At 71.7% G+C, this 26,897-nt stretch carries 26 protein-coding genes; 9 read left to right on the top strand and 17 right to left on the bottom strand.

Annotated elements, in window-relative coordinates; translation table 11 throughout:
• Positions 1-8: 8 nt before the first annotated feature.
• Positions 9-1,832 (bottom strand): alkyl/aryl-sulfatase, encoded by a 1,824-nt coding sequence (locus CRM89_RS09500; RefSeq protein WP_172964466.1) that lies wholly within the window; start codon positions 1,830-1,832, stop codon positions 9-11.
• Positions 1,833-2,090: 258 nt separating this feature from the next.
• Here CRM89_RS09500 and CRM89_RS09495 point away from each other — a divergent pair, with 258 nt between their 5' ends.
• A complete protein-coding gene (locus CRM89_RS09495; RefSeq protein WP_011209811.1) occupies positions 2,091-3,527 on the top strand; it encodes a basic amino acid/polyamine antiporter in 1,437 nt (478 codons plus the stop codon).
• A gap of 36 nt (positions 3,528-3,563) precedes the next feature.
• Entirely contained in the window at positions 3,564-4,811 is a 1,248-nt protein-coding gene (locus CRM89_RS09490; RefSeq protein ID WP_098083774.1) for an arginine deiminase, read from the top strand.
• A 1-nt stretch (position 4,812) separates the two neighbouring features.
• Here CRM89_RS09490 and CRM89_RS09485 read toward each other — a convergent pair whose 3' ends face one another.
• Complete coding sequence (locus CRM89_RS09485; RefSeq protein WP_098083773.1) at positions 4,813-5,433, bottom strand: TetR/AcrR family transcriptional regulator C-terminal domain-containing protein; 621 nt, start codon at positions 5,431-5,433, stop codon at positions 4,813-4,815.
• A gap of 65 nt (positions 5,434-5,498) precedes the next feature.
• Between CRM89_RS09485 and CRM89_RS09480 the strand changes: the two genes are divergently transcribed.
• The 3 genes from CRM89_RS09480 to CRM89_RS09470 all read left to right on the top strand — a co-directional run bounded on the left by CRM89_RS09480 (position 5,499) and on the right by CRM89_RS09470 (position 7,959).
• The gene (locus tag CRM89_RS09480; RefSeq protein WP_098083772.1) at positions 5,499-6,947 is read left to right on the top strand and encodes an FAD-dependent monooxygenase; all 1,449 of its coding nucleotides are present in this window, start codon (positions 5,499-5,501) and stop codon (positions 6,945-6,947) included.
• A gap of 12 nt (positions 6,948-6,959) precedes the next feature.
• The gene (locus CRM89_RS09475) at positions 6,960-7,358 is read left to right on the top strand and encodes a RidA family protein (RefSeq protein WP_041561086.1); all 399 of its coding nucleotides are present in this window, start codon (positions 6,960-6,962) and stop codon (positions 7,356-7,358) included.
• Positions 7,359-7,596: 238 nt separating this feature from the next.
• Complete coding sequence (locus tag CRM89_RS09470) at positions 7,597-7,959, top strand: cupin domain-containing protein (RefSeq protein WP_011209806.1); 363 nt, start codon at positions 7,597-7,599, stop codon at positions 7,957-7,959.
• Positions 7,960-8,045: 86 nt separating this feature from the next.
• Here CRM89_RS09470 and CRM89_RS09465 read toward each other — a convergent pair whose 3' ends face one another.
• The 11 genes from CRM89_RS09465 to CRM89_RS09415 form a co-directional block, all read right to left on the bottom strand.
• A complete protein-coding gene (locus CRM89_RS09465) occupies positions 8,046-8,960 on the bottom strand; it encodes a helix-turn-helix domain-containing protein (RefSeq protein ID WP_041560207.1) in 915 nt (304 codons plus the stop codon).
• Positions 8,961-9,091: 131 nt separating this feature from the next.
• Positions 9,092-9,442: a hypothetical protein gene (locus tag CRM89_RS09460; RefSeq protein ID WP_011209804.1), complete on the bottom strand. Its 351-nt coding sequence runs from the start codon at positions 9,440-9,442 to the stop codon at positions 9,092-9,094.
• Positions 9,439-9,786 carry a nitrile hydratase gene (locus tag CRM89_RS09455; protein ID WP_098083771.1) on the bottom strand — a complete coding sequence of 116 codons (348 nt, stop codon included), beginning with the start codon at positions 9,784-9,786 and terminating at the stop codon, positions 9,439-9,441. Before CRM89_RS09455 ends, CRM89_RS09460 begins: the two co-directional genes overlap by 4 nt.
• A complete protein-coding gene (locus CRM89_RS09450) occupies positions 9,783-10,487 on the bottom strand; it encodes an alpha/beta fold hydrolase (protein WP_086843508.1) in 705 nt (234 codons plus the stop codon). The genes CRM89_RS09455 and CRM89_RS09450 overlap by 4 nt, the downstream gene beginning before the upstream one ends.
• A gap of 4 nt (positions 10,488-10,491) precedes the next feature.
• A complete protein-coding gene (locus CRM89_RS09445; RefSeq protein WP_086843506.1) occupies positions 10,492-11,502 on the bottom strand; it encodes a carbon-nitrogen hydrolase family protein in 1,011 nt (336 codons plus the stop codon).
• A 189-nt stretch (positions 11,503-11,691) separates the two neighbouring features.
• The gene (locus tag CRM89_RS09440) at positions 11,692-12,510 is read right to left on the bottom strand and encodes a 3-keto-5-aminohexanoate cleavage protein (RefSeq protein ID WP_060590588.1); all 819 of its coding nucleotides are present in this window, start codon (positions 12,508-12,510) and stop codon (positions 11,692-11,694) included.
• The gene (locus CRM89_RS09435; RefSeq protein ID WP_060590591.1) at positions 12,507-13,307 is read right to left on the bottom strand and encodes a cyclase family protein; all 801 of its coding nucleotides are present in this window, start codon (positions 13,305-13,307) and stop codon (positions 12,507-12,509) included. The genes CRM89_RS09440 and CRM89_RS09435 overlap by 4 nt, the downstream gene beginning before the upstream one ends.
• Before the next feature lie 17 nt (positions 13,308-13,324).
• Entirely contained in the window at positions 13,325-14,626 is a 1,302-nt protein-coding gene (locus CRM89_RS09430) for an MFS transporter (protein WP_060590593.1), read from the bottom strand.
• Between the two features lie 58 nt (positions 14,627-14,684).
• Positions 14,685-16,169 (bottom strand): aldehyde dehydrogenase, encoded by a 1,485-nt coding sequence (locus CRM89_RS09425; RefSeq protein ID WP_098083770.1) that lies wholly within the window; start codon positions 16,167-16,169, stop codon positions 14,685-14,687.
• Between the two features lie 20 nt (positions 16,170-16,189).
• Positions 16,190-17,230, bottom strand: coding sequence for an amidohydrolase family protein (locus CRM89_RS09420; RefSeq protein WP_060590597.1), 1,041 nt, complete (start codon positions 17,228-17,230; stop codon positions 16,190-16,192).
• Between the two features lie 117 nt (positions 17,231-17,347).
• On the bottom strand, positions 17,348-18,292 hold the full coding sequence (locus CRM89_RS09415; RefSeq protein ID WP_098083769.1) for a LysR family transcriptional regulator: 945 nt from the start codon (positions 18,290-18,292) through the stop codon (positions 17,348-17,350).
• Between the two features lie 234 nt (positions 18,293-18,526).
• On the opposite strand from CRM89_RS09415, the gene CRM89_RS09410 reads away from it, so the two are divergent.
• Complete coding sequence (locus CRM89_RS09410; protein WP_098083768.1) at positions 18,527-19,492, top strand: alpha/beta hydrolase; 966 nt, start codon at positions 18,527-18,529, stop codon at positions 19,490-19,492.
• A 48-nt stretch (positions 19,493-19,540) separates the two neighbouring features.
• On the opposite strand, the gene CRM89_RS09405 is transcribed toward CRM89_RS09410, so the two are convergent.
• Together CRM89_RS09405 and CRM89_RS09395 are read right to left on the bottom strand one after the other, a co-directional pair.
• Entirely contained in the window at positions 19,541-20,494 is a 954-nt protein-coding gene (locus CRM89_RS09405; protein WP_098083767.1) for a glycosyltransferase family 9 protein, read from the bottom strand.
• A gap of 394 nt (positions 20,495-20,888) precedes the next feature.
• On the bottom strand, positions 20,889-22,154 hold the full coding sequence (locus CRM89_RS09395; RefSeq protein WP_098083766.1) for a lipase family protein: 1,266 nt from the start codon (positions 22,152-22,154) through the stop codon (positions 20,889-20,891).
• Positions 22,155-22,345: 191 nt separating this feature from the next.
• Here CRM89_RS09395 and CRM89_RS09390 point away from each other — a divergent pair, with 191 nt between their 5' ends.
• On the top strand, positions 22,346-23,740 hold the full coding sequence (locus CRM89_RS09390; protein ID WP_098083765.1) for a carotenoid oxygenase family protein: 1,395 nt from the start codon (positions 22,346-22,348) through the stop codon (positions 23,738-23,740).
• Positions 23,741-23,745: 5 nt separating this feature from the next.
• Here the strand turns inward: CRM89_RS09390 and CRM89_RS09385 are convergent, their stop codons facing one another.
• Both CRM89_RS09385 and CRM89_RS30855 read right to left on the bottom strand, forming a co-directional pair.
• Positions 23,746-24,660, bottom strand: coding sequence for a cutinase family protein (locus tag CRM89_RS09385; RefSeq protein WP_060590610.1), 915 nt, complete (start codon positions 24,658-24,660; stop codon positions 23,746-23,748).
• Between the two features lie 392 nt (positions 24,661-25,052).
• Positions 25,053-25,214, bottom strand: coding sequence for a hypothetical protein (locus CRM89_RS30855; protein ID WP_159005442.1), 162 nt, complete (start codon positions 25,212-25,214; stop codon positions 25,053-25,055).
• Positions 25,215-25,392: 178 nt separating this feature from the next.
• Between CRM89_RS30855 and CRM89_RS09380 the strand changes: the two genes are divergently transcribed.
• Together CRM89_RS09380 and CRM89_RS09375 are read left to right on the top strand one after the other, a co-directional pair.
• Complete coding sequence (locus tag CRM89_RS09380) at positions 25,393-25,587, top strand: hypothetical protein (protein WP_060590612.1); 195 nt, start codon at positions 25,393-25,395, stop codon at positions 25,585-25,587.
• A gap of 230 nt (positions 25,588-25,817) precedes the next feature.
• Entirely contained in the window at positions 25,818-26,744 is a 927-nt protein-coding gene (locus CRM89_RS09375; RefSeq protein ID WP_098083764.1) for a TauD/TfdA family dioxygenase, read from the top strand.
• The last annotated feature ends 153 nt before the right edge of the window (positions 26,745-26,897 follow it).

Raw genomic sequence — 26,897 nt, 5'->3', positions numbered from 1 at the left:
GTGACCGATCAGGGCGTGACGATCGGGAATCGCGGGTCGGGGCGGTCGAGCACCTCGGTCAACCGGGCCAGCAGGGCGGGGTCGCCGTCGATGTCGACGCCGTCGAGGCCGCCGCCGGACAGCACACCGAGCAGCTGCGGCTTGCTCAGTGTCAGGGTGAGGTCGGCGTCGCCGCGCAGCGGCGCCCGAGGGGTCTCCTGGCGATGGGTCAACGCGCCGTTGGAGAGGGTCAGCCGGACGACCCGGTCTTCGTCGGTCAGCTTCCAGTCCATCGTCAGATGGGTTCGTGCGGCGCGGAGTCCGTCGACGCGTACCGCGAGCGCGTCGATGATCATGTCCACGCTCAAGGCGGCGAGCACATCCGGGTCGCCGGTGTCGATGGTCGCTTCGAGGACGCCGTTGCGTAGTTCTTCGGCGCCGGAGAGGTAGAAGTTGCGCCAGGGCCCGTTCTCCGCGCCGTAGCCCAGCCGGTCGTAGACCTCGGCGAGCGCGTGCCGGGCGCGCGCGTGCTCGGGCTCGGCGAACACCGCGTGGTCGAGCAGCGTCGCGGCGAAGCGCAGATCACCGCGGTCGGCGTATTCGCGGCCCTTGGCGAACACCGTCTCGACCCCGCCGTAGTCGGCGACGTAGCGTCGCGCGGTCGCCACCGGTGGGTGTTCCCACAGGTGCGCGGGATTGCCGTCGAACCAGCCCATATACCGCTGGTAGACGGCTTTGACGTTGTGACTGAGCGAGCCGTAGTAGCCGCGATTCGCCCACCGGGCGTCCAGCGCGGGCGGGAACGTGAGTTCCTCGGCGATCTCGATCCCGGTGTGCCCCTTGTTGATCAAGCGCAGAGTCTGGTCGTGCAGGTAGGCATACATGTCGCGCTGGTCGGCCAGCCACCCGGTCCAGTTCTCCTGCCCCCAGGTCGGCCAGTGGTGCGAGGCGAAGGCGACGTCGGCGTGGTCGGCGAACATGGCGATGGCCTCGTCCAGGTACCGCGCCCACACCCGCGTGTCGCGCACGAGTGCGCCCCGCAGGGTGAGCACGTTGTGCATGTTGTGGGTGGCGTTCTCGGCCATGCACAGGGCGCGGTGGTCGGGGAACAGGAAGTTCATCTCGGCCGGTGCTTCGGTGCCGGGCGTGAGCTGGAAGAGCATGCGCACCCCGTCGATCACTTCCTCCTGACCGGTGTGGGTGATGTCGATTGTCGGCGGGATCAGGGTGATCCGTCCGGTGGAGGTGGTCATGCCCAGCCCGCAGCCGATCTGCCCCGCAGGGGATTTCGGCAGCGCGGCGCCGTACATGTACAGCGCGCGCCTGCTCATCGCGCCGCCCGCGTAGACGTTCTCGCCTGCCGCGTGTTCGAGGAAACCGGCGGGCGCGAGGATCGGCACCTCTGGGTGGTCCTCGGGCAGCACGCCGCGCGCCCCGCCGAAGTGGTCGGCGTGGGAGTGGGTGTAGATCAGCCCGCGCACCGGCCGGTCGCCGCGATGTTTCCGATACAGGGCCAACCCGGCCGCCGCCGTCTGCGCCGACAACAACGGATCGATCACGACGACGCCCTCGTCGCCCTCGACGATCGTCATGTTCGACAGGTCGAGGTTGCGCAGCTGATAGATGCCCGCGGTGACCTCGAACAAGCCCTGGATGTTGCAGAGCCTGCCTTGCCGCCACAGGCCGGGGTGTGCGGTGTCGGGGCAGTCCTGGGCCAGGAACCCGTAGGACTCGATGTCCCAGACGACGCGTCCGTTTCCGTCGGTGATCGCGGGCGGATCGAGTTCGGCGACCAGTCCCCGGGTCGCGTCGTCGAAGTCCCTCGTGTCCGTGTGGTCCAGATCTTCGCTCATGGTCGCCTCTCTCGTGGTGGCGCCACCGATCGGTTCGGCCTCGGCCGGTGCTCGGGGGGCTCGCGCGTCGGTGGGGGACGGACGGCAGGCGGTTCGCCCCACGCTGGCACGGGTCGTCGCCGCGGGAATCACCCGCGTCGGGTGATTCGCGGACGGCGCGGAGGGAGTTGCCTTGTCGGTGGACGTCCCCGGGGCGCGCCGGCAGCCGTGTCCGGGGCTTTTCGGGGCCGGTTCGTCGGCGGGCAGGGAGGTGGGTGCATGACCCAGCAGCAGGCGCCGGAGCGCGCGGTGAAGGTCACGGTGCTCACGCTGACGGCGATGGTCGTCGGGTCGATGGTGGGGGCGGGAGTGTTCTCGCTGCCACGGCGTTTCGCTCAGGAGACCGGGGTCGGTGGCGCGCTCATCGCCTGGCTGATCGCGGGGACGGGCATGCTGGTGCTGGCGCTGGTGTTCCAGCGGCTGGCGGTGCTCGAGCCGGAACTGGATGCCGGTGTCTACGCCTACGCCAAGGCCGGATTCGGTGAGTTCACCGGCTTCTACGCGGCGGCGGGGTATTGGGCGAGCGCGTGTGTGGGCAACGTGACCTACTGGGTGCTCATCATGTCGACGCTCGGGCAGTGGTTTCCGGCGCTGGGGGCGGGGGACACGCTGATCGCGGTGCTGCTGTCCTCGCTCGGATTGTGGTCGTTCTTCCTGATCATCCGGCGCGGCACCAAGGAGGCCGCGGCGATCAACCGGATCGTCACCATCGCCAAGCTGGTCCCGATCCTGGTGTTCGTGCTGCTGGCGGCGTTCCTGCTGGATCCGGCGGTGTTCGCCGACAACGTCCGTGCCGCGGACTATTCCGGCTCGCTCTGGCAGCAGGTGAGTGACACGATGCTGGTGACGGTGTTCGTGTTCCTCGGCGTCGAGGGCGCCAGCGTCTATTCCCGGCACGCGCGCCGCCGCGAGGACGTCGGGCGGGCCACGATCCTCGGATTCCTCAGCGTGCTGGCGATCTTCGCGTCGGTGACCATCGTCTCCTACGGCATTCTGCCGCGCGCGGAGATCGCCGAGCTGCGCCAGCCGTCGATGGCCGGTGTGCTCGAGGCGGCGGTGGGTTCGTGGGGCACCGCGTTCGTGAGCGCCGGCCTGATCGTCTCGGTGCTCGGCGCGTATCTGGCCTGGACGTTGATGGCGGCCGAGGTGCTCTTCGTCGCCGCGAAGGACGACGACATGCCACGGTTCCTGGCCCGCTCCACCGAGCGCGACGTGCCGGTGAACGCGCTGGTGCTCACCACGGCGCTGTCGCAGACCGTGCTGATCATCACGATGTTGTCCGAGGACGCCTTCGATTTCGCGCTGGACTTGACGGCCGCGCTGAGCCTGATCCCGTTCCTGCTGGCCGCGCTGTACGCCCTGCGGCTCGGGCTGACCCGGGACCACGCCGGCGAACGGCCGGCGACCTGGCGCGGCGACGCGACCGTCGCCGCGATCGCCTCGATCTACACCGTGTTCCTGATCTACGCGGCGGGCCTGAGGTTCGTGCTGGTCTCGATGATCTTCTACGCGCCGGCCACCGTGCTGTTCGTCCTGGTCCGCCGGGAACGCGGACGGCGGGTGTTCACCGGGGCGGAGGTCGTGCTGTTCGCTGTCGTATCGGCCGGGGCGTTGCTCGGCGTGGTCGCGCTCGCGGCCGGGTGGATCAGTCTGTGACAACCGTGGTGCCGCTCGTCGACGGAAGGTGGTTCGATGTCAACCCATCCCATCCCGCACGGAGTCCATTCCGAGGTCGGCCGCCTGCGCAAGGTGCTGGTCTGTGCGCCGGGCCTGGCGCATGAGCGGCTCACGCCCACCAACTCCGACGAGCTGCTCTTCGACGACGTGATGTGGGTGGAGGCCGCCCAGCGCGATCACCTGGACTTCGCCAACAAGCTCACCAACCGCGGCGTGGAGGTGGTGGAACTGCACGATCTGCTCGGCCGCACCCTCGAGCTCCCCGAGGCGCGGGCGTGGCTGCTCGACCGCAAGATCGTCGCGAACCGCGTCGGGCTCGGTCTGGTGGAGGGCACCCGCGCCTTCCTGGATTCGCTGCCGCCGCGGGAACTGGCCCGCTACCTCATCGGCGGCCTGTCGACCGCGGATCTGCCCGCCGACTACCGCAGCGACTATCTCGCCCTGGCCCGCGAATCGCTCGGCAGACCCGAATACCTGCTGCCGCCGCTGCCCAACACGCTCTACACCCGCGACACCACCTGCTGGATCTACGGCGGGCTCACCATAAATACGCTCTACTGGCCCGCCCGCCACGACGAGCCGCTGCTGATGCAGACCATCTACCGCTTCCACCCCGACTACGCCGCCGACACCGTGTGGTGGGGTGATCCGGAAAAGGACTGGGGGCAGGCGACTCTCGAAGGCGGCGACGTGATGCCGATCGGCAACCGCAGCGTGCTGATCGGCATGAGCGAGCGCACCTCCCGGCAGGCGATCACCCAGCTGGCCAAGGCGCTGTTCGAGGCCGGCGCCGCCGATCGGGTGGTGGTGGCCGGGATGCCGAAGCTGCGCGCGGCCATGCACCTGGACACCGTGTTCACCTTCGCCGACCGGGATCTGGTGGTCGTCCATCCGCGCATCGTCGACGGCATCCACCCGTTCACCCTGCTGCCCGACGACGCCGCGCCGGGCGTGCGGATCGTCGACGAGGCGGGCACCCCCTTCGTCGACGTGGTCGCGCGCGCCCTCGGCCTCGACCGCCTGCGCGTGGTGGAGACCGCCGGTGACGCCTACGCCTCCGAACGCCAGCAGTGGGATTCGGGCAACAACGCCGTCGCCCTGGAGCCCGGCGTGGTGTTCACCTACGACCGCAACACCCTCACCAATGCCGCGCTGCGCCGCGCCGGGGTGGAGGTGATCACCATCGTCGGCGCCGAACTCGGCCGCGGCCGGGGCGGCGGGCACTGCATGACCTGCCCGCTGGCGCGCGACCCGATCGACTGACTCATTCGCCGGGCGTCGTGCCGCGCAGGATCGCGGTGAGGCCGAATTCGAAACGCTCGTCGAAGGATTCGGCGTCGAGGTGGGGCAGGACCCGGTGCAGCGCGGGATGGGTGGTCGCGGAGACGGCCGCGGCGAGGCGGCCGGGCAGCGCGCCCGTGACGGCCTGCTCCTCCTGGGTGAGGCCGAGGGTGAAGTAGATGATCGTCCAGGTGGTCCACGCGGCGCCGCGTTCGGTGCGGCCGTCGTCGAGCAGGGCGGCGACCACGGCATCGGCGAAGCGCAGGGTGTTCGCCTCCGCGGCGTAGGTGCCGACGACGAGGGCGGCCCCGTCGCGGTGGGCGAGCATCGCCGCGCGCAAGCGGCGCGCCAGTTCGCGCACCCGCTCGGGTGCCGCGGTGGGCAGGTCGTCGTAGCCGATCTCGCCGACGATCGCGTCGGCCATGAGTTCGAGCAGCCCGGTCTTGGTCTTCACATGCCACAGCACGGTGTTCATGCGCACGCCGAGCCGCTCCGCGATCGCCCGAGTGGACACGGCCGCCAGGCCGCGCTCGTCGAGCACCGCGAGGCCGGTGGCGACCACGCGGTCGACGTCGAGGCGGTCATCCCCTTGCTTCTTGGTCACCGACCTAGTTTACTCGTATCCGCACTCTTGGTCACTGACCAAGCAATCGAGAGAACAGGTGAACGATGGACAGGACAGGCGTTGTCATCGCCGGTGGGGGACCGGTGGGGATGTGGTTGGCCGCGGAACTGCGGCTCGGCGGGGTGCCGGTCACGGTCGTGGAGGCGCGTGATCGGCGTGACGAGCGCTCCAAGGCGCTCACCGTGCACCCGCGCACCATCGAGATCCTGGCCTCGCGCGGCGTGCACGGACCGTTCCTGGCCGAGGGCGTTCCGATCCGGGGCGGCCATTTCGGCGTGCTGGACACCCGGCTGGATTTCGGGGTGCTGGACAGCCCGTTCCCCTACACCCTGGCGCTGCCGCAGGCGCGCACGGAGGAACTGCTCGAGGAGCGCGCCCGCGCGCTCGGCGCGCGGATCCTGCGCGGGCACCGGGTGGTCGGGTTCACCGAGGAGGCGGACCGGGTGACCGTGGCGATCGAAGGACCCGCCGGACCCGCCCGCATCGAGGCCGCGTACCTCGCCGGATGCGACGGCACCCGCAGTACGGTCCGCGCCGCGGCCGGGATCGGCTTCCCCGGCACGCCCGCGACGTTGGCCGGCTGGCTCGGCGACGTCGTGCTGGACAACCCGCCCGAGGGCGGCTTCGGCCACTTCGGCGCGGAGGGCACGCTGCTCGTCGTCGCGTTGCCCGGCGGGCTGCACCGCATCGTCGGCCTCACCCCGCAGGACGTGACGACCGAATGGCCGGGCGAGTTCACCCTGGCGGAATTGCGGGCCAAGACGGTGACGCTGGCGGGTCACGACTTCGGCATGCGCGCGCCGGTGTGGTTGTCCCGCTACGGCAATGCCACCCACCTGGCCGACCACTACCGCCGGGGCCGGGTCGTGCTCGCCGGTGATGCCGCACACCAGCACTTCCCGGCGGGTGGCGTCGGAATGAACGTCGGCATCCAGGACGCGCACAACCTGGGCTGGAAACTGGCCGCGACGCTGACCGGCCGGGCCCGTCCGGAACTGCTGGACACCTACGAGACCGAGCGACGGCCGGTCGGCGCGGAACTGACCGACACCAGCCGCGCACAGGTCGCACTGATGTCGGCGTTCTCGCCGGAAGGACTGCGGTTGCGCGCGTTGCTCGCCGAGATGCTGGCGAACAACCCGCAGCTGAACAAGGATCTGGCCGAACGCGTCAGCGGCCTGGCCGTGCGGTACCGGCCCGCGCCGGACGCGCACCCACTGACCGGTACGCGGGCGCCGGATCTGCGGTTCGGTGCCACCGGGCTGTTCGAGCTGCTGCACGGCGGCGAGCACGTCCTGCTCGACCTCACCGGCGCCGGCGACCCGGGCTCCCGCCCGGGGCTGCTCGCACACACCGCCCGGCCCGAACACCTGCCCGGGGACTGGTCCGGCGTCGGAGCCGCGCTGATCCGCCCCGACGGCCACATCGCCTGGGCCGCAGCCACTCTCGACCACCGATCCATCGACGCCGTACTCACCGGCGCGCACCTGTGAAGGAGACCCCCCATGACTCGCCGACACCTCAATCCGACCGGGCTGCACGCACTCCCGGAGCTGATCACCCAGGTGGTCGCCGTGACCGGCGGCACCCTGGTGCACCTGTCCGGCCAGGTCGCCTGGGACGAGCACGGGACGGTCGTGGGCGCGGGCGACCACGCCGCCCAGGCCGCGCGGATCGCCGCCAACATCGATACCGCCTTGGCGGCGGTCGGCGCGAGCCGTGCGGACATCGTCAAGGAGACGATCTACGTCGTCGACTACCGCCCCGAGATACTGCCCGCCATCCTGAGCGCCCTGCGCGGGGAGTCGGGCCGCCCGCCCGCGAGTACGCTCGTCGGCGTCGCGGCACTGGCGTTTCCGGAGCTCCTGCTCGAAGTGGAGGTCGTCGCCGCCCTCGACAACTGAGGCACGCCGGTGGCGGTCTCCTGATCGAAGGGTCGGCGATGTACGCGCCCGATTCCGAGCCGCCGCCGGGGTCGGGCAGCCGCCGATCTCGACGACCCCGGTGCCGCCGGGTGCACCTCTTGCGCATCGCCCCGGACCGGCGAACGATTGACTGTGCGGTAGCTGCGGTGGTGGGCCGGGCGTAATGCGTTCAGGTGGACCGTCACATGTCGGCGCCGACGACGACAAGGAGGACGCCATGTCCACCATCATCCGCAAGAATTTCGACGCACCCGAGGAGACCAGGCCCTTCGAGCAGGGCAAGGGCAAGCTCGATCTGGTGGATCTCGACAGCGGCCCGGTGGGTCGGGCGGTGTTCGAGCCCGGCTGGCAGTGGTCGCTGCACGTCAAGCCGATCGCCGGGACCGACAGCTGCCAGGCACCCCACATGGGCTACTGCCTGTCGGGTCGGCTGGCGGTGCGGATGGACGACGGTGAGCAGGAGGAATTCGGGCCGGGGGACCTGATGGTGGTACCGCCCGGCCATGACGCGTGGGTCGTCGGCGACGAGGCCTGCGTCATGCTCGACTGGCAGGGCGTCGCCGACTACGCCAAGCGTTAGCCACTACCCCGCCACACCGCGGCGACGACCCGCCGACGTTCGCCGCCATCGAAGCCGTGCTGGTCGACGACGCTGGTCTGTCGTGTTCACCGTCCGGCGACGCGCGCGGCGAACGCGCTGGGGGTGAGTCCGAACCGGCTCTTGAACGCGCGGGAGAAGTGGGTGGGGTCGGCGAAGCCGCAGCGGGCCGCGACCACCGACACCAGGACGGCGGGGTTGGCGGCGATCTCAGCGCGCGCCCGGTCCAGCCGCCTGGCCTGGATCCAGCGGCCCGGCGTGGTCTCGCGCTCGGCAAACAGCTTGAACAGGTAGCGCGGCGAGACGTGCAGGGCACGGGCGAGGGCGGCGGCGTTGAGCGCGGGGTCGGCGAGGTGTTCCTCGGCGTAGGTCCGGGCGCGCCGAAGCAGATCCTCCTGAGCGGGGGAGTGCGGCGTGCTCGTGCCGGCCACGGTCCGCAGCAGGGCGGTGCCCAGTGCCGCGGCCTGCCAGCACAAGCTCTGGTGGGTGTCCTCGGTCAGGGTGTCGCGCTGCTCGGCGACGCTGGTGACGAACGCGCCGAACACCGCGCCGATGCCGCCCGCGCCGGGCAGTGCGCGGGCGGTCAGGTCACCGATCGCCTGCTCCACTTCGCGCAAGTGGGTGCGCGGCAGCAGCAGCACGCGGGTGACGAAGGGCGTGGGGAAGCGCAGCGTGTACGGGCGGGCGGGGTCGTAGACGACCAGGTCGCCGGGCCCGACGGCGGCCACCCGGCCGTCCTGTTCGACGAACCCGCGTCCGCGCGTCTGTAATCCGATCATCACCGAGTCGGTCGGGTTGCGGCGCACCAGGCCCGGCGAGCGCGCCACATCCTGGGGCGCCGCGTCGACGGTGGTCAGATGGCAGAGTTCGCCGTGTCCGACCTGGACGAGGGCGCCGCGGAAGGATGCCGGGTCGGGCGTGCTGGCGCGCAGCGCGACGAACGCCTCGCTGATCGAGGTCTCCCAGTGATCGAAGTCGCCCATGTTCGACGATGCCATCTCGCTGACGTGCTGCTGTCCTGCCCCGGCAACGCTCGGGCAACCAGGGTGGATGTCACCGTACCCGCGTCCGTCCACGGTGTCGACGGATGCGGCCGGTTGCCCGAGCGTGGCCGTCACTCCCGCTCGCGCGCGGCCCAGTGCGACCGCAGGTCCCGCAGCAACCAGGTGAGTTCCTCGGCGGGAATGAGGAACCCGCCGACCCCGGTGGTGAACAGGATGTCGTAGATCCGGCCGGTCACCTCCGCGAGGCGGGCGGCCGGGTCCTCGTGTTCGGCCGGCGGCGCGGGCAGCAGGATGGTGATGGTGTCGCTGCGCTGCTCGACGACCTCGAGCCGGTAGTCGCCGTCGGGCAGATACCCGAAGTGGCGCAGCAGTTCGGCCCGCGGGTCGGCGAGCAGCCGGGCGCGCGCCGCCGCATCGGTGGACAGCACCCGGTAGTGGTCGGTGAACACGTCGTGGGTCACGATGCGCTGCCTTCCTGCTCGGCGGCCCAGCGACGATGTGCCTGCCGCATCGCCAGCAGCGCGACCTTGGCGTGCTGCGGCAGGATCCAGCAGAACTGGTCGCCGCTGCGCCACAGGTCCATCTGGTTGACGATCTCGTCGCCCGATCCGCCGTCGTCGGCGGCGGGCGGGATGACGTAGTACAGCGTGTCGCGGCGCTGCACGCGGACGTCGATCCGCAGTCCCGGCGGCACCTCGACACCCAGCCGGGCCAGCGCGGCGGCCGGATCGGTGCGCAGTTCGTCGGCGAAAGCCGGGTCGCGCCAGGCCCGTTCGGTCAGCGCCCGTTCGAGATCCTCGCTCATCGCGGTGCCTCCTGGGCGAGCTCGAGCAGGGTGGCGCTCACCTCGTCGGCGTGGGTGAGCAACGCCATGTGCCCGGCGTCGAGGGTGACGACCGCCAGGCCGTCGTCGGCGGCCCGGCGCGCGACGTCGTCGAAGTAGGCCGGGGCCGCGGTGCAGTGGATGTAGGTACCGGGCAGTGCGCCCGGGGCGGGCGCGTCCGGCACCGGCTGTTCGTGGGTGGCGATCGGCATCGGGGTCGGGCGGTTGTCGTCGAAGCCCTCGCCCAGTTCGGGGAAGAAGGCCGCGGCGTCGACCGGCCGCACCAGCCAGGGCCGGTCCGGCAGGCGCAGCTGCTGGAAGGCCTCGCGCTGCCACGGCAGCAGGTCCCAGGCCGCCTCGCCCGCCCGGGGCAGGAACGCGTCGAGGTAGACCACGTGGGCGATGCGCTCGGGCACCCGCGCGGCGGCGCCGGTGATCACCATGCCGCCGTAGCTGTGCCCGACCAGGATCACGTCGGTCAGCCGCTCCCATTCCAGCAGCCGGGCCACGTCGTCGATGTGGGTGTGCAGGCCGACGTGTTCGCCGGCCAGATGGTGCCGGTCGGCCATGCCGGTCAAGCTGGGCGCGTGGACGCGGTGGCCCGCCTGCTCCAGACGGGCCCGGATGTCCGCCCAGTGCCAGCCGCCTGCCCAGGAGCCGTGGACCAGGACGAAAGTGCTCACGGCGTCACCGCACCGCGGGTTCGGCGTCGTCGGCGCTCTCGGCCGGGCTCGCCGCACTGAGCGCGACCTGCCGGACCACACTGCGCGGCCGCGGATCCCACAGCAGTTGCAGCACATCCGGGCGGCTGTAGTGGCCGACCGGGTCGGCCGCGCTCTTGGCCACCGCCACGGCCGAGGCCTCGAGGTCGGCGTAGACCAGGCCCTCCTCGGTCTCCGGCAACGCCGTGCCCAGCTCCCGCCCGTCCGGGCCGTAGATCTGGGCGAAGCCGCCGCCGGGCAGCAACAGTTCGCGCTTGGCCGGTGTGTCGCAGAACAATTCGACACCGGCCTCGTCGATCACCGCGCACGGCGAGAGCACGAAGCACTGGCCCTCGACCGCGTACTGGCGGGCCGCGCCGGTGTTGACCTCGGGGCCGAGCGCGTACGCGGCGCCCCGGTAGACCGAGAAGCTCGGCCAGGCCGCCACGTGGATCTGCTCGTGCTGGGAGTACATCGCGTACTTGGTCAGCGGCTGCAGATGCTCCCAGCAGCACAGCGCGCCGAGGCGGCCCAGCTCGGTGTCCACCACCGTCAGGTTCGAGCCGTCGCTCTCACCGAAGACGGTGCGCTCGACGTGGGTCGGCTTGAGCTTGCGGCGGGCGGCGAGCACCTCGCCGTCGGCCCCGATGATCGCCTGGCCCATGTACAGCGAACCGCCGTCGCGCTCGCTGTGCCCGGTCACCACCGTGATCGCGCTGCGGCGGGCCGCCTCGCGCAACCGGGCGAACAGCGGGCCGTCCAGCGCGAGCGAGTTGTCGAAGTAGCGGGCCACGAACTGCATGCCCCACGCCGGCGAATCCAGCCACAGCCACCACGGGTAGCCGGGCACGAACGTCTCCGGGAAGGCGATCAGCGCCGCCCCGTTGTCGGCCGCCTCCTCGATCAACGCGACGCACTTGTCCACCGTCGCGGCGCCGTCCAGCCACACCGGTGCCGCCTGCACCGCCGCGGCGCGGAAACTGTCTCGCTGACTCATCGTCGACTCCTCACTGTCGTTTCGTGTTCGGCCAAACCTAGGAACCGGCGACCCGGCGGATCCGACTGCGAGTGCACCGGCGTCCGACTCCGAGTGCACGAACGCCCGGCGGCCCCTCACCACCGCCGGGCGTTCGCGCACCACCACACCGGAGCACGGCCACGGCGGGCGGCGTGTCCGGCGCGGTGGTCACCGGGCGGGCAGGCCGAGCAGCGTTTCGGCTTCCTCGACCCCGGCGATGCCGCGATCGAGGTCCTCGGCGAGCCGGACCGCGCGGCGCACCAGCGGGAGATTGCCGGGGCTGAGTTCGCCCTTGCGCAGGTGCAGGGTGTCCTCCAGGCCCGCCCGCGCGTTGCCGCCGAGCGCCAGCCCCATCGCGGTGAGGGGCAGGTTGTTGCGGCCGATCGCGATCACCTGCCAGATCGAGCCCTCGGGCAGGCGGCGCACCATGGTGAGCAGGTTGTCGGCGGTGGCGGCCATACCGCCCGCGACACCGAGCACGATGGAGAACTGCAGCGGGCCGTCGCCGAGCAGGCCCTGGTCCCGCAGCCGCAGGCACGCCTCCAGGTGGCCGGTGTCGTAGATCTCCAGTTCCGGTTTGACGCCGAGTTCGAGCATGCGGGCGGCGAGTTCGCGTACCTGCTCGGGCGGGTTGCGGAATTCGCCCGCACCGAAGCTCATACTGCACGGATTCAGCGTCGCCATGCGCGGGCGCAACTCCACCAGGGCCGCGCGCTCGGCGAACGGCACCTGCAATCCCACGCCGGTGGAGAGCTGGATCAGGATCGGGCAGCGTTGCGCGATCAGGTCCATGGTGCGGCGGGCGATCGCGGGATCGGCGGTGGGCCGCTGGTCGGCGTCGCGCAGGTGGATGTGCGCGACCGCCGCGCCCGCCTCGTAGGCGGCGGCGACCGCGTCGGCGATCTCCTCCGGCTGGGTGGGCAGGTGCGGGTTGTCGGTGGTGGACGCGATCGGCCCGGTCGGGGCGACGGTGATGACAGCACTCATCGGGTGACTCCAGCGTGGTCGGAACGGTCGTCGAAGACGGCCACGGCGCGGGTCCACCCCGCCGAGGCCGCGTGGATCTTCACCGGGAAGCAGCAGATCTCGAATCCGCTGGCGGGCAGGGCTTCCAGGTTGTGCAGTTTCTCCAGGTGGCAGTAGCCGATGTCACGGCCGACCCGGTGCCCTTCCCAGATGATCGCCGGATCGCGCTCGCGCGCATAGCGTTTCGCGGTGTGGGTGAAGGGCGCGTCCCAACTCCAGGCGTCGGTGCCGGTCAACCGCACGCCGTGGTCGAGGAGATAGCGGGTGGCCTCGCGGCCCATGCCGCAGCCGGAGTTCACGTAGTCCGGGTCACCGTAGCGGGTACCGGCGGCGGTGTTGATCACGACGATCTCGAGCGGGCGCAGCCGGTGGCCGATGCGGTCCAGTTCGGCGGCGACGTCGTCGGCGGTGACCACGTAGCCGTCGGGGAAGTGCCGGAAGTCGAGTTTGACCGCCGGTTGCAGACACCACTCCAGCGGGATCCGGTCGATCGTGGCAGCGGGACGGCCGCCGTCCATGACCGCGGAATAGTGGTAGGGGGCGTCGAGATGGGTGCCGTTGTGGGTGGTCAGGTGCAGGCGTTCGATCGCCCAGCCCTCCCCGTCGGGCAGGTCCCGCGCGGTGGCGCCGGGGAAGAAGGCGAGCAGGTCGGCGGCGGTGTCGGCGTGGGTGTGGTATTCGATCTCGGGAAGCAGGCCGGGCGGGTCGGAGGCGATGCCGGCCCGCAGCGGTACCGAGAGGTCGACGAATCTGCGCATGGTGAGCCTTGTCGTGGTCAGCGGGCGAGGGCGGCGCGGCTGGTCTCGCGCGTGCGGGTCAGCACGAGCAGACCCAGCACGGCGCAGGCGGTTCCCCACAATCCCGGGGCGGCGTGCCAGCCGGTGGCGGTGATCAGTTGGCCGCAGACGTAGGGGCCGAAGCCCGCCGCGACGATGGTGCCGAGGTTGAAGCCCAGCGAGGTGCCCGTGTAGCGGGTGCGGCCGGGGAACAGTTCGGCGAAGGTGGTGTAGACCGACGCGGAGACGAACGGCTCGATCGCGGTGAACAGCAACAGGATCGGCGCGATCAGCCACAGGTTCGTCGTGGCGTCGACGACGAGGAACAACGGCAGTGACAGCAGCGCCGAGGCGGCGAACCCGGCGCGGGCGATGGGCCTGCGCCCGAGCCGGTCGCTGAGCTGGCCCATCACCGGGAACAGCGCGGCGGTCACCAGCAGCAGCACCCCGAGCAGGGTGTAGACGTGCACCGGGTCGAGGTCGCTGATCTGGACGAGATGGATGCCCAGATACAGCTTGGCCAGGAAGCCGGGGCCGAGGACCGCGATGGTGAGTCCCGCGACGCGCAGCACGTCGGGCAGGTGGCCGCGCAACACGTCCCGCACCGGGGTGCGGGTCACCTCGGCGCCCGCGACGATGGCGGCGAACTCCGGCGAGTCCTCCAGCCGCAACCGCAGGAACAGGCAGCCCACGGTCATCGGCAGGCAGAGCAGGAACGGCAGGCGCCACCCCCAGTCGCTCATCTGCGCGCCGTCGAGCGCGGCATTGGTGGTGGCCACGACCAGGGCCGCGACCGCGAACCCCAGGCCGATCCCGAGGGCGGGCAGCGAGCCGTAGACCCCGCGGCGGCGGCTCGGCGCCATCTCCACGATGTAGGTCTGCGCGCCGGTGAATTCCCCACCGGCCGACAGCCCCTGCACCAGTCGCAGCACCAGCAGCAGGGCGGGGGCGAGCAGCCCGGCGGTGGCGTAGGTGGGCAGCAGGCCGATCGCGATCGATGCCCCGCCCATCAGGAAGATGGTGGCCATCAGCACGCTGCGGCGGCCGACCCGGTCGCCCCAGGCGCCGAACAGGATGCCGCCCAGCGGCCGGGCCAGGTAGCCGCCGCCGAAGACCGCGAGCGCGGCGAGGGTGGAGGCGGTGGGGTCGTCGGCAGGGAAGAACTGCGGGGCGAACACCACCGCGAGGAAGCCGTAGATGGTGAACTCGTAGAACTCGACCGCGCTGCCCACCGTGCTGGCGACCGCGGCGCGGCGCAACATGGTGGGGTCGACGGCGGTTGTCTTCAGGGGAACGGTCATGTGCCGTCCTTCCGCGTTGAAGGGGGCCGATAGTGTTGGTGGAGTAGGGGTTTCGTGGTCAGGGTCGGCAGACGTCCTGCGCCGGGGACCAGCGCGGGATCGGCGTGGTGCCCGAGGGCAGCCGCAGGCTCTTGCTGTAGCCGAACTCGTGCAGGGTCTCGAGCGCGTGCTCACGGCCGTAGCCGCTGTGCCCGACCCCGCCGAACGGGGTGCCGGTGAACGCGCGGTGGTAGTGGTTGACGAACACCATGCCCGCGCGCACGGCGCGGCTGACCCGCAGCGCGCGTTCGGCGTCGGCGGTGAACACCCCGGCGACCAGGCCGAAGTCGGTGTCGTCGGCGATGGCGAGCGCCTGCTGTTCGTCGCGGAACGGCAGCAGGCAGGTGACCGGGCCGAAGATCTCCTCGCGCGCGATCCGCATGTCCGGGCGCACGTCGGTGAACAGAGTGGGTGCGACGAAGTGGCCGCGCGCCAGCCGCGGATCGGTGGGCAGGGCGGCGCGGGCGAGGACGGTGGCGCCCTCCCGCACGCCGAGTTCCAGGTACTCCTCGACGCGCGCCTTGTGCGCGGCGGTGACCAGCGGGCCGACGTGCGTGCCGGGATCGGCGCCGTCGCCGACGCGCAACCGGCGCACCGCCGCGGCCATCCGCTCGGCGACCTCGTCGAAGCGGTCGGCGTGCACCAGGATGCGGGAGGCGGCGGTGCATGCCTCGCCCTGGTTGAAGAACGCCGCTTCGATCGCCCACGGGATCGCCGAGTCCAGGTCGGCGTCGTCGAAGATCAGCAGCGGGTTCTTGCCGCCCAGTTCCATCAGTGTCGGCGTGAGATTCGTGGCGGCGGTGCGCAGGACGGCCGACCCGGTGGACGGTGCGCCGGTGAAGGAGATCTTGCCGATGCCGGGATGCCCGGCCAGCGCCGCGCCCACCGGGCCGCCGCCGAGGACGGCGTGCACGATGTCGTCGGGCAGGATCTGCTGCACGATCTCCACCATCCGCAACACCGACAGCGGTGCCTGTTCCGGCGGTTTGATCACCACGGCGTTGCCCGCGGCCAGCGCGGGCGCCAGCTTGCCCGCGGTGTGCAGCGGCGGCCAGTTGAACGGCACGATCGCCGCCACCACCCCGTACGGTTCCAGGGTGGTGATGTCCAGGGTCGGTCCGGCGTCGCGGACCGCGCCGGGCATCGCCTCGCACAGGCCGGCGAACAGGTCGAAGATGGCGACGGCGGCTTCGAGATCGAATCCGCGGGCCTGCGTGAACGGTTTGCCGTTGTCGCTGGTTTCGAGCCGGGCGATCTCGTCGGCGTTGTCCCGGATGGCGTCGGCGATGCGGCGCAGCCAGCGGCCGCGCTCGCGAGGGCTGCGGGCGCGCCAGGCGGGTTGGGCGGCGTGGGCGGCGCGCACCGCCGCGTCCACCTGGTCGGGTCCGGAGCCGTGCAGGGTGGTGATGACGGCGCCGGTGGCGGGGTTCTCGACGGCGAGCCGGTCGGCGTCGTCGGTGGACGACCAGCGCAGGCGTTCGACGGTGGGGGCGGAAGTGGTCATGGTGTCTGTCCTGTCCGGGGTCACGGGCGGGGGGTGGAGGCGAGGGGGCGCAGACCGAGCCGGTGCGCGTTGTCGACGGTGATCGCGTCGAACTCGGCGGGGTCGAGCACCGCGGCGAGCCGGGCGATCGCGTCGGAGTCGCCCATGTCGAACGGGAAGTCGGTGCCGAGCAGCACCCGGTCGGGGCCGGCCGCGGTGATCAGCGCCCGCAGGGCGACGGGGGAGTGCACGAGCGAGTCGAACCAGAGCCTGCGCAGGTAGCTGCTCGGCGGTGCGGCGCAGCCGCGGGCCTCCGGCCGGTGCTGCCAGGCGTGATCGGCGCGGCCGATGAACGCGGGCAGGTATCCGCCGCCGTGCGCGGCGATCACGGTCAGATCGGGGAAACGGTCGAGCACGCCGCCGAAGACGAGATGCGACAGGGCGACCGCGTGTTCCACCGGCTGGCCCACCGAGTTCGACAGGTACCAGCGGTCCAGCCGCGCGTCCAGCGTGCAGCCCCACGGATGCAGCAGCACGACCGCGCCGAGTTCGCCGGCCCGCGCCCACAGCGGGTCCAGGCGCCGGTCGGACAGTTCGATGGTGTCGGCGCCGACGGGCGCGTGCGAGGACACCTCGATACCGCGCAGCCCGTGGCCGAGCACGGCGTCCTCCAGTGCCGCCACCGCCAGGTCCGGATGCTGGAGCGGAACGACGCCGAGGCCGGTGAGCCGGTCCGGGGCGAGCGCGCAGTGCGCGGCCACCCCGGCGTTGGTGGCTTCGGCGACCTCCCTGGCCAGGCCGCGGTCGGACCAGTGGTGGTACTGGGTGGGCACGACCGAGACCAGCTGCGCGCCGATGCGGGCGGCGTCCATGGCGGCCAGGCGGGCGTCGATGTCGGTGAGCAGGGCGCGCCGCAGCGCGGCCTGCTCGGCGTTGGTGGCCGCGGACTCCGGTCCCAGCCGCCGGGCCTCGAGGGCGGCCGCCGCGGCGTACCCGGGCCGGCCGGACACCAGTTCCTCGACGGTGTCGAGCCAGACGTGCGCGTGCACGTCCAGCGCGAGGGGTGGCAGGGCAGCAGACATCGCGGAACCTCCGAAGAACGCGGACGGACGGGCGGATCGGCCCGAGGTGTCTTCGATTCTTCGAGGGTCACCAGCGCAAAGGAAGACAATTCTTCCGATGCGCGCTATAGACCGCGTCTATGCCTGGAGGTCGAGGTCGGCGAGGATGCCGCGCAGCCACGCGTGGCCGGGATCGCCGTCGTGCATCGGATGCCACCAGAACGCCTCGACCAGCGGTACGGCGTCGAACGGGCAATCCAGCACCCGGAAGTCCGGTCCACTCGCCACCAGCTTCGCCACCCGCTCCTGGAGCAGCGCGATCGCCTCCGTCCCGCGAATCAACTGCGGCAGGGCCAGAAACGACTCGGTCACCGCGCAGACGCGCGGCACCACCCCGAGCAGTTCCATCTGCCGCCACGCCGGGGCCCGGCCGAGCGGGTCGACGAAGGTCGCGACCCACGGCAGCGCGCGCAGGTCGGCCATCGTCAACCGCTCACCCACCCGCGGGTTGTCGGCCGCCACGACACATACCCAGCGGTCGGTGTAGAGGTCGATCGCGCGCGGCAGGTCGAGGTACCCGTGCGGCATGAAGACCCCGTCGATCGTCCGGTAGAAATCGTCCTCCCGGCTGATCGCCTCGGTGGTCACCGGGATGAACCGCACCCGGGCGTGTGGCGCCGCGCGGGTGAGCCGGGCCATCAGCGGCCCGCCCGCCACGCTGATGCCGTGATCGGAGGACACGATGGAGAACTCCCGATGGCTCCGGGAGGGGTCGAACTCGGCTTCCGCGCCGAACACCCGCTCGACGGCCGCCACCGCCACCGCCGCCAGCGGGTGCAGTTGCTCGGCGAAGGGCGTCAGCACGTAGCGATTGCCCGACCGGGTGAGCAGTTCGTCACGGAAGTGCCTGCGCAGCCGGGCGAGCGCGCTGGACAGGGTCGGCTGGCTGCGCTGCAGGCGGGCGGCCGCGCCGGTGACACTGCGTTCGGTCAGCAAGGCGTGCAGGGCGTGCAGTTGCGGCAGATCCAGGTGCGCGAGCCGGGGATCGACCCCGGACCGCCCCGGCGTGTCGGGCTCGGCCATGCGCCGGTGCTACCGCTCGCCGCCACGCCACCGCCGGGCTGCCGCGCCGTCGGGTGGGTGCGGGAGGTGGGGCGAGCGCATGGCGTCACCGTAGCAACCCCTCGGCGGGGCATGTCCCGATCCGGGGTTTTCCCGGCCCGTCGCGAGGGGCGCGGCCGGGTGTCGACGGGAAGACTGGGGACGGCGCCCGGGCATCGGCCCGGTCGGCGCCTCCACCCGGCGAAAGGGACCGACATGGCAGGCAATCCGCACAACCTTCCGCTCGAGGCGGCCGCGCAGGAGTTCGTCGACGCGACCTCGCAGCCGCCGTTCCTGTACCAGCTGCCGCCGGAGGAGGGCCGCAAGGCGGTGGACGCGGTGCAGGATTCGCCGATCGAGAAGCCCGCGATCGACGAGGAGTGGATCACCGTGCCGGGCGGGCCGACCGGTTCGGTGCGGGCCAGGATCGTCAAGCCCCCGGCCGTCGAGGGCCCGCTGCCGGTGATCGTCTACACGCACGGGGCGGGCTGGGTGTTCGGCAACGCGCACACCCACGACCGGCTGGTGCGCGACCTGGCGATCGGCGCCCGGGCCGCGGTGGTCTTCCCCGAGTACGACCGCTCGCCCGAGGTGCACTACCCGGTCGCGAACGAACAGTCCTACCGGGTGGCGCAGTGGGTGGCGGCCGAGGGCGCGAGCAAGGGGCTCGACAGCACGCGGATCGCGGTGGCCGGGGATTCGGTGGGCGGCAACATGGCGATCGCGCTGACGCTGATGGCCAAGGAGCGCGGCGACCTGTCCTTCGTGCAGCAGGTGCTGTTCTACCCGGTGACCGACGCGAACTTCGACACCGGCTCCTACGAGCAGTTCGCCGAGGGCTACTTCCTGAGCCGGGAGGGCATGCGGTGGTTCTGGGATCAGTACACCACCAGCGAGTCCGACCGGGCCCAGATCACCGCCTCCCCGTTGCGGGCGAGCATCGAGCAGCTGGCCGGTCTGCCGCCCGCCCTGGTCATCACCGCGGAGGCCGATGTGCTGCGCGACGAGGGCGAGGCCTTCGCCGGCAAGCTGCGCGCCGCGGGCGTGCCGGTGATCCAGACCCGCTACGGCGGGATCATCCACGACTTCGTCATGGTGAACTCGATGCACGGCACCGAAGCGGCCCAAGCCGCGGTCGCCCAAGCGGTCTCGGTGCTCCGTGCGGCGCTCCACGGCGCCTGACGGTGCTGCCGGGTGCCCCGTGCCTGCGGGCAGCGAGCGTGCGGCCGGTCACGCCCGCGCGCGCCTCGATGCCGCCAGGACCTGATCGACGGCCGCCAGCACCTCGTCCACGGTGACGGCGAGCAGTGCCGGATCGGGGTCGGCGCCGAAGGTGTCGCCGCGGCGTAGGTCGTCGTGGGAGAGCGGGCGATGCGGTCCCTCCCGCGGCGGGCCCCACACCGCCGCCGGGGCGGGGCCGAACAGCACCACCGACGGGGTGGCGTAGGCGTAGGACAGGTGCGCGATGCCGGTGTCGGCGCACACGATCAGCGCCGCCTCGGCGACCAGTGCGGCGAGTTCGGGCAGGTCGGTGTGGTCGGCGAGCAGGGCGGTCGGCGGTAGCCCCGCCCGCGCCACGACGTCGGCGCCGAGTGCCCGCTCACCCTGCCCGCCGGTGACCACCACCTCGTGCCCGCGGTCGGCGAGCGCGCGCGCCACCGCCGAGAATCGTTCGGGTGGCCAGCGTTTCGCGCCGTAGCGGCCGCCGGGGTGGACCAGCGTCGTGCCCGGGCGCGGCGACGGGACGGCGGGCTCGGCGAGCCACACCTCCTCCGGGTCGGCGGGGATGCCGTGTGCGCGGACCATGCGGCACCAGCGGTTGCGTTCGGGCAGATCGTCGTGCCAGTCCGGGCCGGACCAGCCGCCGCCGGCGTGGCCGATGCGGCGGCGCGGGGTCAGCGCGTCGAGGATGGTGGTGCTGGGTGGGCCCGCGCCGTGCAGGTTCACCGCGACGTCGGGTGGGGCGTCGAGGGTGAACGGGACGAGACCGGTGAGCGGGACGAAATCGTCGACGGCGTCGAGCAGCGGCACCATCGGCGCCAGCCAGCCGGTGGCGGCGAGGCTGATCCGATGTTCGGGCAGTGCGCGCCGCAGCGCGTGCAGTGCCGGGACCGCGACGAGCAGGTCACCGAGTTTGAGCGCACGTAACGCGACGGCGCGGGGGCGGTCCGGCGATGCGGGCATGCGGTCCTCCGTCGGCGTGGCATGGCCGGTGACGGCCTCGTGGGTCCGGGGATACCCCGGAGCCCGCCCGGCGAACCGGTGTCCCTATCTGGCCGTCGCCCTGTGGGGCACCGACGAGGAACGCGCCGCCTATCGGGCCGCGACCGACAGTTCGCACCGGCACGCCCGCTCGGGCCCGCACCGGTTCTTCACCACCGGCTTTCTGCGCAGCGGTTCCGCGACGAACTCGACCTGTCGTGGGGGCCGCGCCGACAGCGTGCCTTCGAGGTGATCATGCGGGCCATCGGCGAGGTGCTGCGCCGCGGACCGCAGCGGCGGCGCCGATACCCGTTGAGCAAGCACCTGGCGGACATGCGGCGGCGGCGCGCACTCGGCAAACCGCTGGTCTGAGGCGCTACCGGGGCAGGGGAGTGGGCGCGAGATCGTTGCCGGGGCCGACCTCGGCGCAGTTCGTGCCGGGCGGCCTCCCGGCGAACCGATCGGTGAGGAAGCGGGCGGCCTCGGCTTGGAAGGGCGCGAACGCGGCCCCGTGGTCGAGCCCGGCGAAACGGGTGTAGGTGACCGCGACACCGCGCGTGCAGTACTCGTGCGCCAGGCCCGCCACATCGGCGGTGACCATCACCGAATCGCCGACCGCGTCGGCCTGGCCGACCGCGAGCAGCAGCGGGATCGCCGGGGTGCCCGCCGTGCCCATGATGTTGTCGTCCACCGCGGCCACCACCGACGGCACATCCAGCAGCGAGGTGTAGGGCGCGCGCACCATGTCGGCGTCGGTGAGTCCGGGGTAGGCGGCGGCGAATTGGCCGATACAACCGGTCTCCACCTGCGCGACCACCTCGGCGCCGCGCGCGGACAGGAACGCGGCGGGATCGAGGCCGTAGGCGCGGGTGTAGGCCACCACCAGCGCGGGGATGACGCCGGCCCACTGCGCGCTGCCGCTGATGTAGGGCAGATTGTGGGCCAGATCGACGGGCAGGCCGCCCGCCGCGGCGCCGACGAGGTTCAGTTCCGGCGCATACCGGGGGGCGACCTCGGCGGCCCACTGGGTGGGCACCGAGCCACCGGAGTAGCCGATCATCGCCACGGGTGTGGAGGCAGGCAGCGCCAACACGCCGAGTGCCGCGCGGATTCCGTCGAGCGCGGCGTACCCGGACTGCCTGCCGACGGTCCATTCCAGCCGCGGCCCTTCGTAATCGGGCACCACCACGGTGTATCCGGCGACGAGATACCCGGCGATCACGGCCTGTTCGGCCAGCGCCACGCCGCTGTCGCCGTGGCCGGTGAGCGTGTAGGACGGATCGCATTGCGAGCCGAGCGCGTCGTAGGCCATGTGGTAGGACATCAGCCGCACCGGACCGGGCAGCAACGGCCGCAGCACCGTCGCCACGGTGGTCACCGGGCGGTCGAACTGGTCGGTGGTGCGGTAGAGCGCCTGGGTGCTCGACACCGGCGTGGTGAGATTCGGCGCGGCGAAGGGCACGGGCCGGGTGCGTAGCACGGTGCCCGGTGCCACTCCGGTCAGCGGCGCGTCGTAGCTGTAGAAGGGGTCGTCCGCGGGCGGGGGCTGGGCGAAGGCGGCACCCGCGGAGACCAGCACGGAGACCAGCACGAGGGCCAGCGCCGCGGCCGCCGAGCCCAACAGACGCGCCATCGGTGCCATCGCCGATCCTCCCTCGGCTGCCGCTCGAAGAAACCGCACCTCGACGGGCATCCGTCGGTGTGACGGCGACCTCGCCGAGGCCGCCGGACGGAACTGATTCCTGCCGTATTACGCCGAGAGAACGATAGCCGACGCGTATCGTTTCCGACAGGCCCGCGACGGCCGGGGCCACCAGCCGAGGGGAGACCCGGATGACCACCTCCACCCCACCCGCGCCGGTGGACCTCGCCCGCACCCCGTACCTGAGCGGGGTCTTCGCCCCGCAGCGCCGCGAGGTCGAGGCGGTGGACCTGCCGGTCACCGGCACCATTCCGCCCGACCTGCACGGCACCTACTTCCGCAACGGCCCGAACCCGCGCTTCGACCCCATCGGTACCTTCGTCTACCCGCTCGACGGTGACGCGATGGTGCACCGCGTCCGGATCGAGGACGGACGCGCGAGCTACCTCAACCGCTTCGTCCGCACCCCGATGGTGGTGGCCGAGGAGCGTGTCGGACACGCGCTCTGGGCGGGGATCACCGACCCCTACACGCCCGGCGCCGATCTGGTCGGTCCCGAACTCGCGGGCACCAGCAGGCACCTGCCCGACATCAACGTCGTCGCGCATTCGGGCAGGCTGCTGGCGATGGCCGAGAGCGACCTGCCCTACCGGATCGACCCGGCCGACCTGGCCACGCTCGGCCGCGACGACTGCGGTGGCGCGATGGCACTGGGCAGCACCGCGCACCCCAAGATCGACCCGGGCACCGGCGAGTTGGTGCTGTTCACCTACCGGCTCGAGTCGCCCTACCTGGCGTGGTCGGTGGTGAGCCGGGCGGGCGACGTGCTGCGCGCGCCCACCCCGGTCGACGGCGTCGCCGAGCCGATCATGATCCACGACATGGCGCTGACCGAGCGGTATCTGGTGCTGGTGCTCGCCCCGCTCGTCTTCGACATCCCCGCCCTGCTGAACGGCGGCTCGCTGCTGGACTGGCGCCCCGCCGCGGGCACCAGGATCGCGATGATCCCGCGCGACGGCGGTCCGGTGCGGTGGGCCGAGACCGACACCTTCTGGGTCTGGCACTTCGCCAACGCCTTCGACGACGACCGGGGCCGGATCGTGCTCGACTACGTCCAGTGGAACTACCCGAGCGGCCTGGCCCGGGTGAGCACACCCCAGCGCGGCGGCGTGGTCCGTGCCGTCGTCGATCCCGCCTCGGGAGCGGTGGCCCGCGACGAGATCGCCATGCACCCGGTGGAATTCCCCCGGATCGACGACCGCCGCATCGGCCGCCCGCACGGGGTCGTCGCCACGGCGGGCAGGCGCGACGGCTCCGGCGACCGCACCGCGCTGTTGTTCGTCGACACCGAACGGGGCACCGAAACCTGGTGGGATGCCGGCGATCACGCCGTCGGTGAGCCGATCCACCTGCCCGGCGCCGAGCACGCCTACTGGGGAACCCTCGCCACCGACCGACGCGACATGTCCTCGTGGTTCCACATCCTCGCCGCCGCCGACCCGGCGGCCGGACCGGTGGCCTCGGTACGGATGCCGATCCGGGTGCCCGCCGGATTGCACGGCACCTGGGTGCCCGCGGCGGGGTAGCCCCGTCAGCGGCGGATCACCTCCAGGAGGCGACGGCGCAGCCAGCTCAGCGCGGTGGTCTCGTCACGGCCGACGCGGTAGTGCGGATAGCTCTGGTGCACACCGGAATTGAGGAAGTCGTCCACCTGCCTTCTGCGCTCCTCGTAGGCCGCGGCGTTGAGCTGGTCGGCGAGCAAGCCGAGCCCGCCCGCCGCGAGGGCGTCGGTGATCAACTGGTCGGCCTGCCGCTGGTAGCTGTCGATCTTCGCGGGATCCGGATTCGACAGCTGGACGACGAATCCGGCGATCCGCCCGGCGAAATCCCCGTCGGGCATGGCGCAGTACAGATCGCCCGGCGCGCAGAAGGTGTAGGTGGTGCGGCTGAGCCGGCCGAACCCGCCGATGCGGGGACCGACCGCGCCCGCCCCCGGCACCGGGGGACCGATGAGGTTGTCGGTGGGGGAGCGGCGCGGATCGGCGATCAGCCCGACCAGTTCGACCCGGTGGGGGGCGACCACACCGAGCCCGGTGCCGATCTCGGCGGCCAGATCCCCGGCCGCGTCGGCGCCCTGACTGTAGCCGAGCAGCGCGAAACGGGTGGCGTCGCACGACTGCGCGACCGCCGCCACCGCCTGCCGCGCCTTGACGAACGCCTCGTTCTTCGAGCGGCCGTAGACCTCGCCCTCCCAGGGGAACGCGGTGGCCGGATAGTGCACGAACTCGACCGCCACGTCACCGGGCAGGTCGTCCACAACCGCGGCGAGCATGCCGCGCCCCGGCTCGGTCACGGAGGTCTCCCAGGTCCCCGGGATCGCCACGACGAAGAGGTCCGGGCAGCGCGGCGGTGCCGCGTGCACGGCCGGGGCCAGGGTGAGCGGGAGGCCGCCGATCAGGGCGGCGGCCGCGCAGGTCGCGGCGATTGTCTGCCGGCGTGTGACCATGATGCACCCCCGTATCCCGCTTACCGGAGCGCGTCGCGCGCCCGGCTGCCGACGGGGGTGCGGTCGGTTGCCGTCCGGAGAACGTCGAGTCCATCCATGTCGTCGCTCCTCGTCGAGCCCGACCATCGCGATGCCCGGAGTCCCGGCGTGAGAGACGATGGTCACTGAACAGAATCACTATTAACTTATCATTTGTATCGCCCCGTGGGGAGAGGCTGGAAGTAGGCGTTATCCCCTTGATATCGGAGTTTTGATACCTGCCGTACCCGGGCTTCCGCAGTCATCGCAGCAAGAATTGCGAGTCACCTGGACGGCCGGGCTCGTACCGTGCAGAAGACTGCTCGGCATGGGTCCGGGCACGTGCGCGGGCCCGCGCGCCGCCGGCAGGTGGGTCAGTCCACCTGCTCGCCCGCGGTGACCGGCTCGCCGGACGGGCTCGGTTCGGCGAGCGCGTGCGGCCCGGAATGTCGCTCGGTGACCTCACCGCGGCGGGTCGCGTCGGTGGTCGAGCGGATTCGCGCGCTCGCGCTGGCGCTCAGGCTGGTGCCGCACATCAGGGGCTCCTCGCGGTAGGGGCCGATATCGACTCCTGAAAAATACCCGCCTGAGCTGGGCGGAAATCCCATCCCATCGGTCGGTTTCGGCCTCTCCCGACGGCGGGGTGCGCCGACGCGCCGCCGGTGTCCCACCGGCAAACAAGGCCGATCGGTCGGTTCGAGTTATCCTGCCACCGTGCAGGTGGGTGATCTGGTGAGGGTGACCGAATCCGGCATCTCGGTGTTCCGGATCGTGCAGATCGACGGTGAGCAGGCGTTCATCGAGGCGTCCGAACTCCCCGAGGACGCCCCCGGCCGCTATCCGTTCCCGGTCCCGCTGAGCCGTCTGGTGCCGGCCGACGCGGCCGAGCGACCCGGCTCGGGAGAGTGAGCGGCGTCGCCGCTACGGCGCAGCAATCGCGATGGTCGACGGCGCCCGGCGGGAATCAGCACGGCGTGTCGCGTCCGGGCCGCCTGTCGTGTCGCCCGCGTGACCTGCGTGGACGCGCCGATCGGCGGTCGCCACGGGATTTCGAATCCCGCTGAGGACAACCCTGCCCGCCGACGCGCGCGGCTGATTCCATCGGTGTCGATCGTGAGGTTCGAGCGAAAGGCACTGCCATGTCCGTCGTTTCCCAGTCCGCCGTGCGGGCGGTCAAGCTCGGAGCGCACATCGGCGCGGTGGTCGAGGGGGTGCGGCTCGGCGGCGACCTCGACCCGGAAACGGTGACGGCCGTGCGCGCGGCGCTGCACGAGCACAAGGTGATCTTCTTCCGCGGCCAGGACCACCTCACCGAGGACGGCCAGTACGAGTTCGCGCAGTTGCTCGGCACGCCGACCACCCCGCATCCGACGGTCACCTCCGCCGGGGTCAAGAGCCTGGCCATCGACTCCCGGCACGGGCGCGCCAACAGCTGGCACACCGACGTCACCTTCGTCGACCGCGTGCCCAAGGCCTCGATCTTGCGGGCCGAACGGCTGCCCAGCTACGGCGGCTCCACCACCTGGGCCTCCACCGTCGCCGCCTACAACTCGTTGCCCGATCCACTCAAGCGGCTCGCCGAGGGTCTGCGGGCCCGCCACACCAACCTCTACGACTACGCCGCCGAGGCCGAGGACCGCCCGGACGAGAACGTGCGCGCCTACCGCCGCGAATTCGAATCCACCTACTACGAGACCGAGCACCCGGTGGTAGAGGTGCACCCCGACACCGGCGAGCGTGCCCTGCTGCTCGGGCATTTCGTGAAGCGGATCGTCGGCCTGCCCAGCACCGAATCGCACGCGCTGTTCCGGCTGTTCCAGGATCGGGTGACCCGGCTCGAGCACACCACCCGCTGGCACTGGGCCCCCGGCGATGTCGCGATCTGGGACAACCGCGCCACCCAGCACTACGCGATCGACGACTACGACGGCAGCGAGCATCGCAGGCTCACCCGCATCACGCTGGCCGGATCGGTGCCGGTGGGCGTGGACGGGCGGCCCAGCACCGTGATCGCCGGGAACGCCGATCACTACACCGCCGCCGAGACCGGGAACCGGGCCGCCTGACCACCGATCGAGCACTCCGAGGAATAGTCGGCCCGTTCCGGGGAAATCCCGCCGGCGATGTGCCGGTCGAAACGACGCGTGCGCCCGGTGATTCGGCGTTGTTCCGCGCCGATCACCGGGATGTCGTTTAGTATTCGACCGCTCGCGGAACCG

Source organism: Nocardia sp. FDAARGOS_372, assembly GCF_002554515.1.
GTDB lineage: Bacteria > Actinomycetota > Actinomycetes > Mycobacteriales > Mycobacteriaceae > Nocardia > Nocardia farcinica.
This window is presented reverse-complemented; position numbering and strand designations above follow the sequence as displayed.

What these genes read in the sequence shown, in the direction of transcription:
- CRM89_RS30855 (WP_159005442.1), bottom strand. Translation starts at nt 25,214, where the DNA reads ATGTGCGGCACCAGCCTGAGCGCCAGCGCGAGCGCGCGAATCCGCTCG.
- CRM89_RS09425 (WP_098083770.1), bottom strand. Translation starts at nt 16,169, where the DNA reads ATGACCACTTCCGCCCCCACCGTCGAACGCCTGCGCTGGTCGTCCACC.
- CRM89_RS09445 (WP_086843506.1), bottom strand. Translation starts at nt 11,502, where the DNA reads ATGAGTCAGCGAGACAGTTTCCGCGCCGCGGCGGTGCAGGCGGCACCG.
- CRM89_RS09430 (WP_060590593.1), bottom strand. Translation starts at nt 14,626, where the DNA reads ATGACCGTTCCCCTGAAGACAACCGCCGTCGACCCCACCATGTTGCGC.
- CRM89_RS09465 (WP_041560207.1), bottom strand. Translation starts at nt 8,960, where the DNA reads ATGGGCGACTTCGATCACTGGGAGACCTCGATCAGCGAGGCGTTCGTC.
- CRM89_RS09405 (WP_098083767.1), bottom strand. Translation starts at nt 20,494, where the DNA reads ATGCCCGCATCGCCGGACCGCCCCCGCGCCGTCGCGTTACGTGCGCTC.
- CRM89_RS09395 (WP_098083766.1), bottom strand. Translation starts at nt 22,154, where the DNA reads ATGGCACCGATGGCGCGTCTGTTGGGCTCGGCGGCCGCGGCGCTGGCC.
- CRM89_RS09490 (WP_098083774.1), top strand. Translation starts at nt 3,564, where the DNA reads ATGTCAACCCATCCCATCCCGCACGGAGTCCATTCCGAGGTCGGCCGC.
- CRM89_RS09495 (WP_011209811.1), top strand. Translation starts at nt 2,091, where the DNA reads ATGACCCAGCAGCAGGCGCCGGAGCGCGCGGTGAAGGTCACGGTGCTC.
- CRM89_RS09475 (WP_041561086.1), top strand. Translation starts at nt 6,960, where the DNA reads ATGACTCGCCGACACCTCAATCCGACCGGGCTGCACGCACTCCCGGAG.
- CRM89_RS09410 (WP_098083768.1), top strand. Translation starts at nt 18,527, where the DNA reads ATGGCAGGCAATCCGCACAACCTTCCGCTCGAGGCGGCCGCGCAGGAG.
- CRM89_RS09455 (WP_098083771.1), bottom strand. Translation starts at nt 9,786, where the DNA reads ATGAGCGAGGATCTCGAACGGGCGCTGACCGAACGGGCCTGGCGCGAC.
- CRM89_RS09375 (WP_098083764.1), top strand. Translation starts at nt 25,818, where the DNA reads ATGTCCGTCGTTTCCCAGTCCGCCGTGCGGGCGGTCAAGCTCGGAGCG.
- CRM89_RS09480 (WP_098083772.1), top strand. Translation starts at nt 5,499, where the DNA reads ATGGACAGGACAGGCGTTGTCATCGCCGGTGGGGGACCGGTGGGGATG.
- CRM89_RS09470 (WP_011209806.1), top strand. Translation starts at nt 7,597, where the DNA reads ATGTCCACCATCATCCGCAAGAATTTCGACGCACCCGAGGAGACCAGG.
- CRM89_RS09420 (WP_060590597.1), bottom strand. Translation starts at nt 17,230, where the DNA reads ATGTCTGCTGCCCTGCCACCCCTCGCGCTGGACGTGCACGCGCACGTC.
- CRM89_RS09500 (WP_172964466.1), bottom strand. Translation starts at nt 1,832, where the DNA reads ATGAGCGAAGATCTGGACCACACGGACACGAGGGACTTCGACGACGCG.
- CRM89_RS09415 (WP_098083769.1), bottom strand. Translation starts at nt 18,292, where the DNA reads ATGGCCGAGCCCGACACGCCGGGGCGGTCCGGGGTCGATCCCCGGCTC.
- CRM89_RS09385 (WP_060590610.1), bottom strand. Translation starts at nt 24,660, where the DNA reads ATGGTCACACGCCGGCAGACAATCGCCGCGACCTGCGCGGCCGCCGCC.
- CRM89_RS09390 (WP_098083765.1), top strand. Translation starts at nt 22,346, where the DNA reads ATGACCACCTCCACCCCACCCGCGCCGGTGGACCTCGCCCGCACCCCG.
- CRM89_RS09435 (WP_060590591.1), bottom strand. Translation starts at nt 13,307, where the DNA reads ATGCGCAGATTCGTCGACCTCTCGGTACCGCTGCGGGCCGGCATCGCC.
- CRM89_RS09440 (WP_060590588.1), bottom strand. Translation starts at nt 12,510, where the DNA reads ATGAGTGCTGTCATCACCGTCGCCCCGACCGGGCCGATCGCGTCCACC.